Raw genomic sequence first — 15,244 nt, forward strand, 5'->3', positions numbered from 1 at the left:
CAATCTTGGCCAATGCCGCAAAGACCTCCTGCGCCACGATCGGAGCCAGCCCGAGCGAGGGTTCATCAAGCAATAGAAGGTCAGGCGCCGACATCATGGCGCGGCCGATGGCGACCATCTGCTGTTCGCCGCCCGACATGGTTCCCGCCAGTTGGGTCTGGCGTTCGGCCAGCCTGGGAAAAAGCGTCAGAACGAGATCCAGATTCTTCTTGGCATTCGCGTGGGCGCGTTTTGGCAGCGCACCGAGCTTAAGGTTTTCGGCAACAGACAGCAGCGGGAAGATGCCGCGCCCTTCCGGTACGATGACAATACCGTGCTCGACCACCTGATGCGGTTGCAAAGCCAGAATGTCTCGGCCGTGATAAAGAACCTGGCCGCCGGCGGGTTTGATCTGGCCGCCGATGGCGCCCAGCAACGAGGATTTGCCCGCACCGTTGGCGCCCAGGATCGCCACCATCTCGGCCTCGCCGACATCGAGCGAGATAGAGTCAATGGCAACATGCTTGCCATAAATGACGCTGATATCGCGGACTTCAAGCATCTTCCGCGTCTCCCAGGTAGGCTGCAATCACGGCTTTGTCGGAAAGTACCTTGGCCGTCTCGCCATCGGCGATCAGCTTGCCTGCGTTCATCACGGCACAGCGCGGGCAGAGTGCGCGCACTGCCTCCATGATGTGCTCGACCATGATGATTGGTATACCCGAACCTGACAGCGAGCGGATCAGTGCGATGCCTTCCTGCAGTTCGGTCGGGTTGAGACCGGCAAGCCACTCATCAAGCAGCAACAGCTCGGGTTCGGCCGCCAGCGCGCGCGCCAGTTCCAGACGCTTTTGATCGATGTAGTTGAGATCTCCGGCACTTGCTGAAGCGCGCTCGCCGAGACCGGTTTTCTCGAGTGCTGCGCGCGCCACCCGATCGGCCTCCTTGCCCCAATGCGAGCGGTGACCGAAGACGGCGGGCAGCATGACGTTTTCAAGCAGCGTCAGCGACGGCAGGATCCGCACCAGCTGGAACGTACGGGCGATGCCGGCGCGGGCGATCTTGTCGGGTCTGGCGCCGGCCAGATCGCGTCCGTTGAACACGATCCTGCCCGCCGACGGGGTGAGGAAGCCGGAGATCAGATTGAGCAATGTCGTCTTGCCAGAACCGTTAGGCCCCAGAAGCCCCATGATCGTGCCGCTTTCGATCTCGAAGGAAACCTGGTCGACGGCCTTCAGTCCGCCGAAATTCCGTGCGGCCTTTTCAATCTGCAAAAGGGTCATGATTTGCTCCCCTTGAGTGATGCGCGCAGGTTGTCCAGTCCGGCAATAATGCCGTTTGGCAGAACGAAGACGACCGCGATGAACATCAGCCCGAGAAAGATCGGATAGGTGTCGGGAAAATTGACTGACAGCCATTCAAACAGCAGGAACAGTGGAATGGCGCCAACCAGTGGTCCCCACAACCGGTTGGCCCCGCCCAGAAGCGCCATGATCACGGTGAGGAAACTGACGGTCGGGTTGAACACGATCAGCGGCTCCACATAGACCCAGCGCGGCGAAGCCACGGCGCCGACAAGCGTGATCAGTGTCGCCGAGAGCGTGAAGGCGATCAGCTTGGTGCGCGCCAGTGGAATGCCTGAATGAGCCGCAACCACTTCGTCATCGCCAATCGCCCTGAGCGCCAGCCCCAGCCGTGAGCGGTTGATCCATGCGGTCAGGCCAATTGAAACAACCACCAGTGCCAGCATTTGCCAGTAGATGTCGCGTGCGGTCAGATCGAGAAAGATGTAGCGGCCAAGCGTACCGGTGATCGTCACCTCGTACCAGGTGATCAGTTGGCGCACCAGTTCGGCCAGACCAAAGGTAAAGATCACAAAGTAGATGCCGGAAAGACGCAAGGTGGAAAGCCCCACCAGCAAGGCCATCGCCGCACCGATAAGACCCGCACACAGGATCACTGCCGGGTAGGGCAGGGACTCGTTGAGCACGGCGACGGTGTAGGCGCCGGTGCCGTAGAAGGCCACGGTCGCCAGCGAGATGTAATTGGTGTGGCCGGAGAACAAGGCCCAGGCCGAAGCCAGCGCCACATAGGTGGCCATACCGATCATCAGCCCGAGTTCGTATTCGGAAACAAACAGCGGCACGATGACGAGCAAAGCAAGTGCCAGGAGGCCAAAGACCAGACGGATCATGAGCGCCTCCCGAACAGGCCTTGCGGACGCCAGATCAGCACGATGAGAAAGATAGCAAAGGTGGCCGCGAGTGTCAGTCCAGGGTCGAACATGGTGGCAACGAAGGTTTCCACCAGTCCCAGCGCGAAGCCTGCTGCGAGCGCACCGGCGACATTGCCGACCCCACCCATGATGACGATGATCAGCGCCTTCATGGTGAAGACGACGCCATCATTGGCTGAAAACGTCTGGTACATGGCAACACTGGCGCCGCCGATCGAGGCCAGTGCGGTGCCGAGCGCAAAACCCTGGCGGCTGACCTTGTTGACATCAATGCCGACAAGCGGAGCCGATCCCGGGGTCAACGCCACCGCACGAAGGATCAGCCCCCAACGGCTGCGCGCGAGCAGCATGACCAGCGAAAGGCCGGCGACCAGACAGATCGCAAAGGCAATCAGCCGGTTCAGCGCAACGGATACGCCGAACACGTCGACGCCTTGGTCGAGATAGGAAATCGAGGTGAAGTTGGCGCCGAATAACACTAGCATGACGCCTTGAAGGACGAACAGCAGCCCGAATGTCGCCAGAATGGAATCTACTTCCAGCTTGCCAGGTTTGCCTTCTGCCCGTTTAACCAGCGGCCGCATCATCACGGAATAGAGTAGCGAGCCCATCAGATAACCGGCCGGACCGATCAGCAGAATGGAGGCCAGCGGCGACAGGCCTGCCGACTGGAACAGGAAGACCAGCACGAAAGCGGCCAGCAATGTCACCTCGCCATAGGCCAGGTTCATGATCCGGGCGATGCCGTATTGCAGCGTCAGCCCGAGTGCCAGCAGCGCATAAGTGCCGCCCAGCACCAAGCCGAGCACAAGCGTCGTCATTGCGATGTTCCGCCTTTGTCGATTGCCGGAAAAGAAGGGCCGCCATTCGTGGCCGCCCTTCTCATGCGAGGTACGTTACCAGTCGGGTTTGGGAACAACCGGCGCCACGGCGCCTTCCCTGCTGGACGGGTTCACGGCCACAAAGGTGCCGTTCTGCCATTGTCCGACCCACCAGAGATCGCGCAACTGGTTGTCTTCCAGCTTTACGTCGCCGATGACCGTGCTGAACGTGCCGGTCGACAACTCTTCAGCCAGCCTGGCATGATCGAGGCCGACGCGTTCGATAGACTGCGCCAGCATCTCGAGCGAGGCGTAGGTGATTGCCGAAGCCCAACTATCCGGCGGTGCACCGGCGCTTTCGGTATGGCGTGCGAAATAGTCCTTGATTGCCGGGGACGCCGCATCGACGCCGCCGATCGACATCACACCATCCTGCTTACCATCGGCAATCTTGCCGTAGATCGGGAACGCACCGCCGACCCCGACATAGAACACCTTCGGGTTGTAACCCATCGACTGGGCGGTCTTGGTCATTCCAAAACTGTCTGGCGGATAGGAAAAGGCAACGAAGCTGTCGGCGCCGCTCTTCTGCGCTTCCGCCATCAGGGCGGCGAAGTCAGAGGTACCGAGCGGGTAGGTCTTGTCGTAGGTAATTTCCAGGCCGGCTTCTTCAAAAGCCGGACGGGCACCGTTGACGAGATCGATGCCGAAGCCGTCGGCAACCGAGACGACGGCGACCTTGTTGTTAATCGTTCCCGCCGCGACCGCGTCCTTGAGAACACTTGCCAGGCCTTCGGCGTAGTCATGCCCGCCGCCAAGCATCCAGTAGCTGCGCTTCCAGCGCGCGGCGAATTCCGGCGCCTTGTCGGTCACCGCAGTGACGCCCAGTTGAGGGTAGCCGAACCGGTCCATCAGCGGTGCGATGGCGAGATTGGATCCCGTCCCCCAGGGCGGCAGGATCAGGTCGACCTTGTCCTTGGTGGCCAGACGTTCGATGGCGCGAACCAGATCTTCATTCGACGAGCGGTCATCATACTCGATGACTTCGATCATCCGTTGAGTACCATCGGGCAGGGTCAGTCCGCCGTTGGCATTAACGTCCTTCACCCACAATTCATAATTAGGAATGGTGGTGATGCCGGCGCCGGTGGCGTTGGGGCCTGTCTTGGCGACGGCATAGCCGATTTTGACGGTCTCGTCGGCTGAATGCGCCATATTCGCGCCCATAAGCAGGGTCATTGCCACGCCTGATGCGAGCGCGAGCAGGGTGTTGCGTCGGGTAATGGTCATAAGTGCTCCTCCCAATTGCCGGCATGTTCCGGAACAAGCGGATGCTTCTCCCCGTATATGCCTTGCTTCAGCCGGACTCCCGTTCACGGCTTGAAATGAGTATCGATCAGCATCCGATATATGAATATGCACTTTTGCGGCTAAGAATTGTACTTTTGATTGCATTCTCGACGCGCACGTCGGAAATTGCCGCCATGACAAACATCAGTATGCCCGCTGGCGATGGTCGGTCGCTTTTGACCCTGTTGCACATCAAAAGCCCGCAGACGCGGGTTGGTTACAGCGTGCCGGCCGGATCGGCTTGCCTGGCGCTGTTGTTCGCGGGCAGCCTCACCAAGATTTTTGTGCCGGAAGCGCTGGAAGATGCGCAGCAGTTCGAAGCGCCCCGACTGGTCTGGATCCCCGCCGGCAAGGCTGCCGAGTTGGCGGCCGAGGCCGGCTCCAGAGGAATCATCATGCTCGCATCCCAGCAGACTCTGGTCCGTGCCTTGCCCGAAAGCCTGCTTGCGGACCGGATGGGGATCGTCCTCAAGCAGGCTCTGTCGCAGTCGCTCGGTGGCACTGACGCGATCGTGTCACTGGTGGAGGGCATCGCCGCCGAAAAACAGACCCATGGCCCAGGCAGCTCCGAAGCCATGGAACATTACGTCGGTCTGGTCTTGTTGCACCTTTGGCGGCTGCTTGGCGCAAACCTGGTCTCGCACGAGCGTTCGCCGCAGGGGCTTGCCGAGCGCTTCCTCATGCTCGCCGGTGTGCACAAGCATCAGCACTGGACAGTCGAAGATTACGCCCGTGCATTGGCCACCAAACGGGACCGGCTGGGTGTGGCGGTCAGGCGCGCGACCGGATTGTCCCCGCAAGCTTATTTGCATCGCGAGATCATGCGCGATGCCTGCGAATTGCTTGCCAGCACAGGATTTCCCGTGAGCCAGATCGCCTTCCGGCTCGGGTTTGTTGATCCGGCCTATTTCAACCGTTTCTTCACCCGGCAATCCGGGCAGAGCCCCGGCAAGTATCGCCATGTCCTGCGCCACCGACGCGAGCAGGGCGACCGCACCTATGCAGCCTGGCCATGAGCGGCTTGCAGAAATGCGTCGCGGTCATCCTTTGGTTTGAAATCGTTCATGCTGGCGGATCATCTTCGCAGCCGTGAATACGTCAAATTCAAACGCATCATGGCGCTGCACCGATGGCTCCCGTGGGAACCTCCTGAGAACGCTGAAAGCTCACATTTACCGGTCTGACTTGTTGTAAAAGTCGCCGAGCGCATCGCCGAGCAGGTTCAATCCGAAAATGACCGCCGTGACAGCGGTGCCAGCGGTCACGGCAAGGGCTGGTTGGATGGACAGGTAACTTTGCGCATCGCGCAACATCGACCCGAATGAAGGGGCCGGCGGTTGAACTCCCAGCCCGAGATAGGAAAGTGCTGCTTCCCACATGATTGCCTGGGCGCCGTCAAAGCTGGCGATGATGATCAGCGGCCCCACCAGATTGGGCAGCACTTCGCTAACCAGAATGCGGGTCTCTCCCGCGCCGAGACCACGCGCCGCTTGAACGAACTCCCGGTCCCTCAGTTGAATGGCAACACTTCGTGAGACGCGCGCGAAATCCGGGATGGCGGCCAGTCCAACGGCGATCATCGCATTGGTAAGAGACGGGCTTATCAGCGCGACGATAACGATCGCCACCAGGATGGTCGGGAATCCCTGCAGCACTTCCGTCACCCGGGAAACCACCAGGTCGGCCCAGCCTCCAAGACCACCGCCAATCAAGCCGATGGCTGTGCCAAACACGCCACCAATCAGCACAACGATGATGAAGGCCTGTGCAGCAACTCTGGTCGAGCCCAGCAACCGGCTGAATACATCGCGCCCCAGTGGATCGGTGCCCAGAAAATGCTCGGCGCTCGGACCTTGCAAGGCAGCGAGCAGATTCGTATCCGTCATCGAATGGGGTGCGAGCCAAGGCCCGAAAATAGCGGCCAGCAGGAAAAGGCTGACCAGCGCCAAAGCGAGAGGCGCTCGCCTGATCAGAAACCCAAGGACGGCGAACCGGTTGCGGCGAGGCACGGGCTCCGTGCGTGCTGTTTCAGCCAGGTCAGTCATTCGTCCGGATCCTCGGGTCGATGAATGCATAGGTCAGATCGATGAGCAGATTGACCAGCACATAGCCGCTTGCCGCAATCAGGACGACGCCCTGAATCACCGGGTAGTCGCGATTGAGCACCGCATTCATGCCCAACCGCCCAAGCCCGGGAATTGAAAAGACGATTTCGATGACGATCGCGCCGGAGATCAGGACCCCCAGTTGCAGACCGAGATAGGTCATCGTTGTAATTAAGGTATTGGGGGCCACATGGTGCATCAGAATGCGGCCTGGCGAAACGCCTTTTGCGCGGGCGGTGTCGACGTAATCCTCTTGCAGGACTGCCACCGCGGTGACCCGGACAAAGCGGACGATCGAGGGAATGAGATAAATCGCCAAGGTCACCGTTGGCAGGATCAATGAGCGGATGTTTTCGCCGATATCGCGCGAAACCGGTACGAAGCCGCCGGAGGGCAGAAGTCCCAGCATCACGGAAAAAATGGTGATCAACATCAGTCCCACCCAAAAGCCTGGCACTGAAATCCCCAGCGTTACCAATGAAGCCGCCGGACGCGCCCACCACTTGTTGGCATGTTGTGCCAGCAGCAACCCCAGGGGAATGGCAACAACAATGGCCAGGGTCAGACTGGCCAGCGCCAGTTCAAGGGTTGGCGGGAGCGCAGCAAGAACCAGATCGTTGACAGGTTTGAAACTCAGGTTCGAAGTGCCAAGGTCGCCTTGAGCCGTTTGTCCGAGCCAGATCGCAAACCGTATTGGCAACGGCTGATCCAGGCCCAGTTGGTGGGTGACTGCTGCGATGCGCTCTGGCGTGGCCTGATTGCCCAGCAATACAGCCGCGGGGTTTCCCGGGGCTAGAGCGGTGGCAAAAAAGGCCAGCGCGCAAACACCCAGAAGCGTCACAAGGCCACCGGTCAACCGCCCAAGTAGATAGCCTAACATTGTACATTTCCATTCGGCACGTAGTGGCCCGCCTGGCCACTACGTGCGTTTTTCTGGGATGATTTACGGCTCGATTTGCGTGTAATCATCAATACCGCTCGGCCCGATGACAAGCGCCTTTGCGGCATCCGTACCCAGGAAGAACAACGGCAGATGGTCGACCGTAATCTGGGGCATTTCTTCGAGTATCAATTCCTGCAGCTCGTGATAGAGTTCCACCTGCTTGTCAGGGTCCAACTCCGCCGCCGCACGGGCAACCAGATCGGCGTAACCATCCGGGTTCCACTGGTTGACGTTGCTCGCTGGCGCCAGGTTCGGCGAATTGAACATGCTGGCAGGATCTTCAGGGCCGGTATTGAAGTTGTCGGTCGTGATGTCGTAGTCCGGGTTGGTCAATACACGATCGAGCCAAACGGTAACTTCCAGCTCACGTACAGTGACCTTGTGTCCAATGCGGTTAAGCGCGTCCTGCATGATCAGCGCCATCGACTTCAAGGCATCAAAGCCCTGAATGGTCAGGATTTCCATCTCCAGCGGTTTATCTGCCGTAAAGCCGGCCTCGGCGAGCAGCTCTGCGGTCTTGTCCAGGTCAAACGGATAACGCTCTGCTGACCCTTCGAGATAGGTGGCCATTTCGGGCGGTACCGGATTGATGGTGGGGCGCGCAAACCCGAACCAGACTGTCTTGGCGTAGCTTTCACGGTCAAAGGCATGAGCCAGCGCCTGACGCACACGCTTGTCGCTGAAGGGTGCGCGCGCAGTGTTGATGTTGAAGTTCTCGTACAGGATGTAGGGCTTCGTCTGGATGACGTTGATACCAGCAACACTTTGTGCCTGCACCACGTCCTTGCCCTCGACCAGGGCCACCATCTGCAGAGTGCCATCCTGCAGCCCGGCCAGGCGTGCTTGAGAGTCAGGAACAATCCGCCATTCGATAGCTGCGAGCTTAGGGAACCCTGCCTTGCGATAGCCGTCGTATTTCTCGACGCGAATTTTGTCCCCCGGAGACCAATTGGCAAATTTGAACGGGCCGGTGCCAACGGGTTCGGTTGTGATCGTACCGATTGTGGCCTCGTTTACGATCTGGATCACTGCAAGGTTTGCAAGAATGCCAGGGACCGGATTGGCAAGCGTCAAGGTCACGCTCAAATCATCAGGAGTGTCGACATTGGTCACTGCAGTCAGTTGCGGCGCGAACGGGCTTCCAACCTCGGTATCCTGAACGCGGGCGATTGAATAGGCCACATCTGCAGAGGTGAAAGGCGTGCCATTGTGCCAGGTCACACCGCTGCGCAACTTGAGGGCAACGGTCAGACCGTCACTTGAGATATCCCAGGATTCAGCCAGCATGGGATCGGCGGAAAGCGTATCGGGATTGATAAAGACCAGCGCCTCGAACACCGCTGACCGGATTGTGTGACGGAAGACGTCATTGGGCGACATTTGAGGGTCAAGCGTCGGAATATCACTGGAAATTCCAACTATCAGGTCACCGCTTTCCTGAGCAAATGCGCCAGAAGCGCCGCCCAGCATCGCGGGCATCACAGTCATCGCAGTTGCGGCGCCAAACAGCCGCAGGAATTCCTTGCGGTTGACCTTGAACCCACTGACGGGGCCCAGATTATCATTTTTGTCAGTCATAATAGCTCCCTCCCAAAACGCTAATTTAGTAGATGGTATACTTTATACTGAACCAGTCAAGATGGTTGTTTTTCACCTTGGTCAGCCTTGGCAGGAGCGATTAACGGGAAATGGCAGGCTACCAAATGGTCTGTTCCGCCAGATTCCAGGGCAGGTTCAACTTCGCCACATTTGGGCTGCGCATATGGGCAGCGGGTGTGGAACCGGCACCCCGATGGGGGCGAGGAAGGGTCGGGAATATCCCCGGTTAACACAATTCTCTTGCGCGACAAATGGGCATCGGGATCGGGCAGTGGCACCGCCGAAAACAGCGCTTCGGAATAGGGGTGCATGGGCGCCTCGTAAAAGGCATCCGCCGGTGCCACCTCCACCAGTTTGCCCAGATACATGACGGCGACCCGATCAGCCATATGACGGATGACTCCCAAATCATGGGAAATGAACAAAAGGGTGAGGTCGAGTTGGGCCTGCAGTTCTTTCAGCAAATTGAGCAGCTCGGCCTGAACCGACACATCCAGCGCCGATACCGGTTCGTCCGCGACGATGAACTTGGGATCAAGAGCCAATGCGCGGGCGATCCCGACCCGTTGACGTTGTCCGCCGGACAGATCTCGGGGCATTCTGTCAAAGAAAGATGCCGGCAAACCGACCCGCTCGAGCAATTTTTGCGCGCGCTGTTTACGCTCTTCACGGTCAGCGCCGATGCCATGCAATTTCAAAGCGCCGGTTAGGGTGGCGCCGATTTTCTTGCGTGGATTGAGGCTGGCATAAGGGTCTTGAAAGATCAGTTGCAGACGGCGGCGCAAATACCTTAGCCGGGCCATCGGCGTGTGGGTGATGTCCAGCCCTTCAAATTCGATTTGCCCCGTGCTGGGCTCCAGCAGGCGGATAACGCAGCGGCCGAGAGTGGACTTTCCGCAGCCGGATTCGCCGACAAGGCCCAAAGTTTCGCCTTGCGCAATTTCGAACGAAACGCCATCGACGGCATAGACACGGGATTTTGCACCGAACAGGCTCTTCCGGCGTTCAAAGTGCTTTGTCAGCGCTTCAACTTTCAGAAACGGTCCACCATCCCGGGCGCTCATCCTTTTGCTCCTGCATCTGCCGGTTTCAAGACCTGCTGTTTTTCTTCATGTGACAACCAGCAGCGTTGCAGGTGATCCGCATCCTGGCCCGCCGGTTTCAGGCCTGGTGATTCCAGGCACTTTTCAAACGCAAAGTCGCAGCGCGCACGAAAGGCGCACCCCTCTGGTCGCCCTTCGCTCAGCAGCGGCGGGGTTCCCCTGATTGAAGGAAGACGGGCACTGCGCACCCGGTTGGCAGCGGGGATGGATGCCAGCAGACCCGCCGTATAGGGATGGCTCGGTGATTTGAATACAGAACGCACCTGGCCCATTTCAACGCATTGGCCAGCATACATGACCATCACCCGATCGGCGATTTCGGCGACCACGCCAAGATCATGGGTAATCAGAATTACACCCATGCCGTATTCGTCCTTGAGCTGTGACAACAGCGCCAGAATTTGCCTTTGTGTGGTCACGTCAAGGGCGGTCGTCGGTTCGTCGGCGATCAGTAATGCCGGCCTGCATGCCAATGCCATGGCGATCATGGCCCGCTGTCTCATTCCACCGGAAAACTGATGCGGATATTCGTCAACACGGCCGCTGGCATTGGCAATGCCGACCTGGCTCAACAGATCGATGGTCTGCAACCTCAGCGCCTCGGGCGTAAGCCGCTCGTGGACACTGATTGCCTCGGCAATCTGCTCGCCGATCGTGTGAAGCGGATTGAGCGAGGTCATCGGATCCTGAAAGATCATCGATATCTGCGCGCCACGCACACGACGCATCGCCACTTCATCCAGCGTGAGCAAATCTCGACCGTCAAACATGATCTCGCCCGACAGGGAAATACGCGGATCGTGGCGGTTCAATCCGATTATGGACCGCGCGGTCACGGTCTTGCCGCATCCGCTCTCCCCGACGATGCAGACCACTTCGCCCGCCGATAATGAAAACGACACGTCGTCCACCAGCGTCGCCGCATCTTTGCCGGTGAGACGAACAGTCAACCCGGAAACCTGGATTAATGGATCACCCATTTCCTCACCTCTGATCGTCCGTAAGCCCGCATAGTGTTGATGGAGAAAAGCAGCGTAGCGAACGGGGTATCGAAATCCATCGGATGTATTGGCGCGCGTTTTCGGTATCTCCAAGGCTAGCGCTATTCGAGCTGCTGGCGGCGACCGCCAATTGTTCATTCAGGTCGATTTGGGTCGTCTTGGAATTCTCCGCTCAGACTATTTGGTGGGCGACGAGAACAGCGTCTTGCCACCAACCCTGATTTCCACGTCGACGGCATATTGCTTCAAGGTAGCGGTGTTGATCTCCATGCCCAGGCCAGGCGCATCCGGGGCTCTGATTTCGCCATTCTCGTCTGGCTCGATGTGATTGACCGTCAGATCTGCTGCCAACTGTTGCAGGGTAGTTGGATATTCGCAGATCTTGTGGTTTTCCAAACCCGCAAAGGGTTGCAGGGAGGCGCTCAATGCCAGGTTGGATGTGAAAGTGTGATTTATGTAGGTTACGCCGCGCTGATCGGCATAGTCGGCAACCAATTTGGCCGGCCAGAGTCCGCCAATGCGGCCGCAATCAATCTGAATGTAGCCAACTTTGCCAAAGTCGATCAGGTGCTCTGCCATATGCCGGTTATGTGCGGCTTCGCCACCAGCGATTTTCACGGTTTGCGCTTTGGCGACGAGCCCGGCATAAGCACGCAATGCTGAGCCGCCGAACGGTTCCTCAAAGAATGTCACGCGATTGCGTTCCATTGCATCGAGCCGCAATGCCGCCGCGTCGACGTCCTCGCCGAATATCTGACCAGCATCAACCAACAAAATCCCGTCTGTGCCCAATCCCTCACGGGCTGCGTCCAGATGCGCGACATCGCCTTCCAGCGAGTCGCCAAAGGGGGCCCATCCGAATTTTGCGGCTTTGAACCCGCGTCCGCGCATGGCCACTGCGGTCTCCAGGGTTTCCTGAGCAGTAGCGCCGAAAAGCACGGAAGCGTAGGGGGTCTTTGGGTGGTTTTCGGAATAGCCCAGTAACTGCCAGGCCGGTTGAGATCGCGCGCGCCCGAGCAAATCCCACAGCGCCATTTCAATGCCCGACCACGTGTGCGCGGCTTGCAGAAGGTCCATGCTGTTGTAAGCCAAAAGGTCGGCGATGCGTTTTATATCCTCGGCGTCATCAAGGGACTGGCCGAGCACCGAATCCGAAACCGGACGGCAGGCGCCATGCGACATCGGCGTCACAAATGCAGCGATCGAAGGTAATGGTGATGCTTCACACTCTCCCCAGCCCACATGCCCCCCGGCAGTCACCCGTACGATCAGGGCATCCTGACTGCCATCAGCGGCGGTGGTGACCTCGGGCATAGCCAGGTAGAAAAAATCCACACTCTCGATCTTCATGGTTCCTGCCTTCTTGTTCTTGCTTGGCTCGTTTTGAACCCCGGGACTTCAAATTGCGGCATTGATGCATCGGCCCCTTATGGAGTTCATTCGATGGTTTTCGTCTTATTGCATACGATATACCAAAATGGGTCGCAAGCTTTAGACGAGATCAGCAACAGGATTTATCGTGGGCAGAGATACAGAATCCAGGTTTTCACGGGTAAACTACGCAAACCTGGCAGATCAGGTCTGATTGAGGGGTAGATCTGTGCGCACCTCGAAACGACAAGAAACGCTGAGGTCCTGTCCGGGCGCGAGCAAATGCACCCCCTTGTTGACTACACCACGTTCCAAATCGTCGAATGCGCAAGGCGCGTTGGTTTGCGGCTCAAGGCAAAATACCGGGGCGCCGTTCGGCGGTACATGAAACATCAAGTGATTCATCAAAGGATCGCCCCTCATGCGCAACAGAATTCCCGCGTCTGGCCAGAGGACTTCCGCCACGCCATTCCAGTCAGTGAAGCATTTGTTCTGATAGATGGTTGGCGGCGCGTTCCAGTCGCCAAAATCCGTGTCATCTTCCGGTGCTGTGAGGGTTGTGGCATGGCCTTCGGCGTCCTCCGCCCAGTACCAACCGGCGCTAAATCTCACCATTGCCCCCCGATGACGCGGAAACCAGGGATGCAGACCGCAACTGAACGGCATTGTCCGCTCACTCCGGTTTTCAACCGCCAGTTCAACTGTCAGAGTGTGCGGCGTTAGCGCGAACGTCTGACGTGCGGCAAACAAATAGACGTCATCGACCGTCGCGTCCTCCAGCACCAAATCAACCCGAGAGGCGTCGTGCCGCGCAACACGCCACGGAAGCTGCCAGCCTGATCCGTGGTAGTTCAGGCGCGTATCCGGCATGTTGGGGGAGATTGAGTATCTGGCGCCGTCAAATCGAAACGCATTGTCGCGAATGCTGTTGGCGAACGGAACCATTGGAAACATACCGGAATGGAGCGCGTGCGGGGCGGCACCTTCCGGCGCAGCCAGCGGCCGCATCAAATCGAACGGGCCGGGGCCCGAGTCTAACCGAAATGAGGAAACCGAACCGCCGAGTTCCGGGCGCAAATCCAGGCTCAGATCACCGGCCGCAATGCGCACAGGCGCGCTCACTTGCCGCTCAACACGGTCTGCAGATCTTTCGCCAGTTCGGTGGCTTTATTCCAGCCATAACCGATTGGAACAAGCAATACTCTTGATTGGATACTCATGGCTCTTCCAATCAGAATGTGGCAGAGACGCCGCCATCAACCAGCAAGACCTGACCCGTGACGTAGCGGCAATCATCGCCGCAAAAGAAAGCTGCCGCAGCGGCAATATCAGCGGGGTCAGCTGCACGGCGCAATGGAATGCGCCCGTACTTGATATAGATATCCTGGAACCAGTCTGTCTGATGTTCGTGGCCACTGCCATCGGGCAGCAACGCCATGCGCGTGTCGACAAAACCGGGGCAAATACAGTTGACCAATATGCCGTCTGAGGCAAGATCGACCGCCAACCCGCGCGTCATGTTGACCACACCGCCCTTTGCCGTCGAATAAGGCAATGTATCCTCGGCGCCGCGGATCCCCAGAATCGAGGCGATGTTGACCACGCGGCCAGTCTTCGATTTTCGCAGCATTTCCAGCAATCCCAGAGTCACCCACAGGGCGGCGTTCTGGTTGACCGCTTGCACCTGATCATAACGTGATCGCGTCAGCTCGGCGATCGGTGTCGCATCAAGGATGGAAGCGTTGTTGACCAGAATATCCAGCTGATCCCAGCGATCAGCCACCGCTGTTTGCATTCTGGCCAAGTCATTTTCGTCGGTGATGTCTGCAACTATTGCCAGCACGTCATGTCCGTCTGCGGCAAGCGTAGCCGTCGCTTCCTCCAGTTCTTCGTGATCACGATCAACCAGTGCGACGCTCGCGCCCATCCGTGCAAGATGTGTGGCAATGGCCTGTCCGATACCACGTGCAGCACCTGTCACAAGTGCAACACGCCCGGAAAGCGCCTCGGATTTTTGCAGCGTATCCGCCATCGACTACCAGCCTTTCAGCTCTTCATTCGTGGCCGTTCCAACGGCGTCGAATAGTGTTGAGTGAGTACGGATTCGACGTCTTTGACGTCTCCTTCGCGCAGGAATTTGATAAGGGTCTCGTGCAGCGCGACTTCACCCGTGCGATCAAACGCATCATTCCAGTCGCGGCAAAAGACGATCAGCATGTGTTGAGCCAGACCTTCCCAGATCTGGGCAGCGAGGCTCTTTTCAGAATAGCGCATGATTGTCCGGTGGAATTCCAGATCGATCGACCCCAACTCGACTGGATCACCGGAATTCGACAAGGACGCCATACCGGCCACAATCCGTTCAAGATCGGTGATCAGTGCAGAATTGTCTGCGCCTTCCTTCATGAGTTGCCGCAGCACGATTTTTTCGATGCTGAGGCGCAGCTCCATCAGTTCCTCCAGCCGCTCCGGTCCGTAGTCAGCGATGCGCAGTCCGCGGGAAGCCCCACCAACTAGAATACCGCGCAGATTGAGTTTCTGCATCGCTTCGCGGGCAGGGACCCTGCTGACTTTCAACGCTGACGCCAATTCGGCCTCGGTGATCCGTTCTCCTGCGACCTTGTCGCCACGGGCGATCGCCATGATCAAGCGGTCCTCGACTTCTTCCGCCGTCGACTTGGGGCGGGTGATCGGTGACAGAGCACCGGAACCTCTCTCAGTTGAAATGGGCATTAC

General features: G+C 58.4%; 14 protein-coding genes and 1 pseudogene. 1 reads left to right on the forward strand and 14 read right to left on the reverse strand.

Annotation, left to right across the window (positions count from 1 at the left end):
* Positions 1–67: 67 nt before the first annotated feature.
* The 5 genes and pseudogenes from OEG84_RS21190 to OEG84_RS21210 form a co-directional block, all read right to left on the reverse strand.
* Positions 68–541: pseudogene (locus OEG84_RS21190) on the reverse strand (ABC transporter ATP-binding protein); the annotation flags it as partial.
* Complete coding sequence (locus tag OEG84_RS21195; RefSeq protein ID WP_267656281.1) at positions 534–1,265, reverse strand: ABC transporter ATP-binding protein; 732 nt, start codon at positions 1,263–1,265, stop codon at positions 534–536. The gene OEG84_RS21195 and the pseudogene OEG84_RS21190, both read right to left, overlap by 8 nt.
* On the reverse strand, positions 1,259–2,173 hold the full coding sequence (locus tag OEG84_RS21200; RefSeq protein WP_267655589.1) for a branched-chain amino acid ABC transporter permease: 915 nt from the start codon (positions 2,171–2,173) through the stop codon (positions 1,259–1,261). Before OEG84_RS21200 ends, OEG84_RS21195 begins: the two co-directional genes overlap by 7 nt.
* Positions 2,170–3,042: a branched-chain amino acid ABC transporter permease gene (locus tag OEG84_RS21205; RefSeq protein WP_267656282.1), complete on the reverse strand. Its 873-nt coding sequence runs from the start codon at positions 3,040–3,042 to the stop codon at positions 2,170–2,172. The genes OEG84_RS21200 and OEG84_RS21205 overlap by 4 nt, the downstream gene beginning before the upstream one ends.
* 69 nt (positions 3,043–3,111) lie before the next feature.
* Positions 3,112–4,326 (reverse strand): amino acid ABC transporter substrate-binding protein, encoded by a 1,215-nt coding sequence (locus OEG84_RS21210; RefSeq protein WP_267655590.1) that lies wholly within the window; start codon positions 4,324–4,326, stop codon positions 3,112–3,114.
* Positions 4,327–4,520: 194 nt separating this feature from the next.
* Between OEG84_RS21210 and OEG84_RS21215 the strand changes: the two genes are divergently transcribed.
* Positions 4,521–5,402 carry an AraC family transcriptional regulator gene (locus OEG84_RS21215; RefSeq protein WP_267655591.1) on the forward strand — a complete coding sequence of 294 codons (882 nt, stop codon included), beginning with the start codon at positions 4,521–4,523 and terminating at the stop codon, positions 5,400–5,402.
* Positions 5,403–5,558: 156 nt separating this feature from the next.
* Here the strand turns inward: OEG84_RS21215 and OEG84_RS21220 are convergent, their stop codons facing one another.
* From OEG84_RS21220 to OEG84_RS21260, 9 genes are all read right to left on the reverse strand, one after another.
* Positions 5,559–6,431, reverse strand: coding sequence for an ABC transporter permease (locus OEG84_RS21220; RefSeq protein WP_267655592.1), 873 nt, complete (start codon positions 6,429–6,431; stop codon positions 5,559–5,561).
* The gene (locus tag OEG84_RS21225) at positions 6,424–7,371 is read right to left on the reverse strand and encodes an ABC transporter permease (protein ID WP_267655593.1); all 948 of its coding nucleotides are present in this window, start codon (positions 7,369–7,371) and stop codon (positions 6,424–6,426) included. Before OEG84_RS21225 ends, OEG84_RS21220 begins: the two co-directional genes overlap by 8 nt.
* 63 nt (positions 7,372–7,434) lie before the next feature.
* Positions 7,435–8,772: an ABC transporter substrate-binding protein gene (locus OEG84_RS21230; RefSeq protein WP_267655594.1), complete on the reverse strand. Its 1,338-nt coding sequence runs from the start codon at positions 8,770–8,772 to the stop codon at positions 7,435–7,437.
* Between the two features lie 296 nt (positions 8,773–9,068).
* Positions 9,069–10,097, reverse strand: a complete 1,029-nt coding sequence (locus OEG84_RS21235; RefSeq protein WP_267655595.1) for an ABC transporter ATP-binding protein — start codon at positions 10,095–10,097, stop codon at positions 9,069–9,071.
* On the reverse strand, positions 10,094–11,116 hold the full coding sequence (locus tag OEG84_RS21240; protein WP_425602930.1) for an ABC transporter ATP-binding protein: 1,023 nt from the start codon (positions 11,114–11,116) through the stop codon (positions 10,094–10,096). Before OEG84_RS21240 ends, OEG84_RS21235 begins: the two co-directional genes overlap by 4 nt.
* A 198-nt stretch (positions 11,117–11,314) precedes the next feature.
* Positions 11,315–12,487 (reverse strand): mandelate racemase/muconate lactonizing enzyme family protein, encoded by a 1,173-nt coding sequence (locus OEG84_RS21245; protein ID WP_267655597.1) that lies wholly within the window; start codon positions 12,485–12,487, stop codon positions 11,315–11,317.
* A gap of 225 nt (positions 12,488–12,712) precedes the next feature.
* Positions 12,713–13,630: an aldose 1-epimerase gene (locus OEG84_RS21250; protein ID WP_267655598.1), complete on the reverse strand. Its 918-nt coding sequence runs from the start codon at positions 13,628–13,630 to the stop codon at positions 12,713–12,715.
* A gap of 109 nt (positions 13,631–13,739) precedes the next feature.
* Complete coding sequence (locus tag OEG84_RS21255; RefSeq protein ID WP_267655599.1) at positions 13,740–14,540, reverse strand: SDR family NAD(P)-dependent oxidoreductase; 801 nt, start codon at positions 14,538–14,540, stop codon at positions 13,740–13,742.
* Between the two features lie 14 nt (positions 14,541–14,554).
* Positions 14,555–15,241, reverse strand: coding sequence for a GntR family transcriptional regulator (locus OEG84_RS21260; RefSeq protein WP_267655600.1), 687 nt, complete (start codon positions 15,239–15,241; stop codon positions 14,555–14,557).
* Between the last annotated feature and the right edge of the window lie 3 nt (positions 15,242–15,244).

It is taken from the genome of Hoeflea algicola, from assembly GCF_026619415.1.
Classification (GTDB): Bacteria; Pseudomonadota; Alphaproteobacteria; order Rhizobiales; family Rhizobiaceae; genus Hoeflea; species Hoeflea algicola.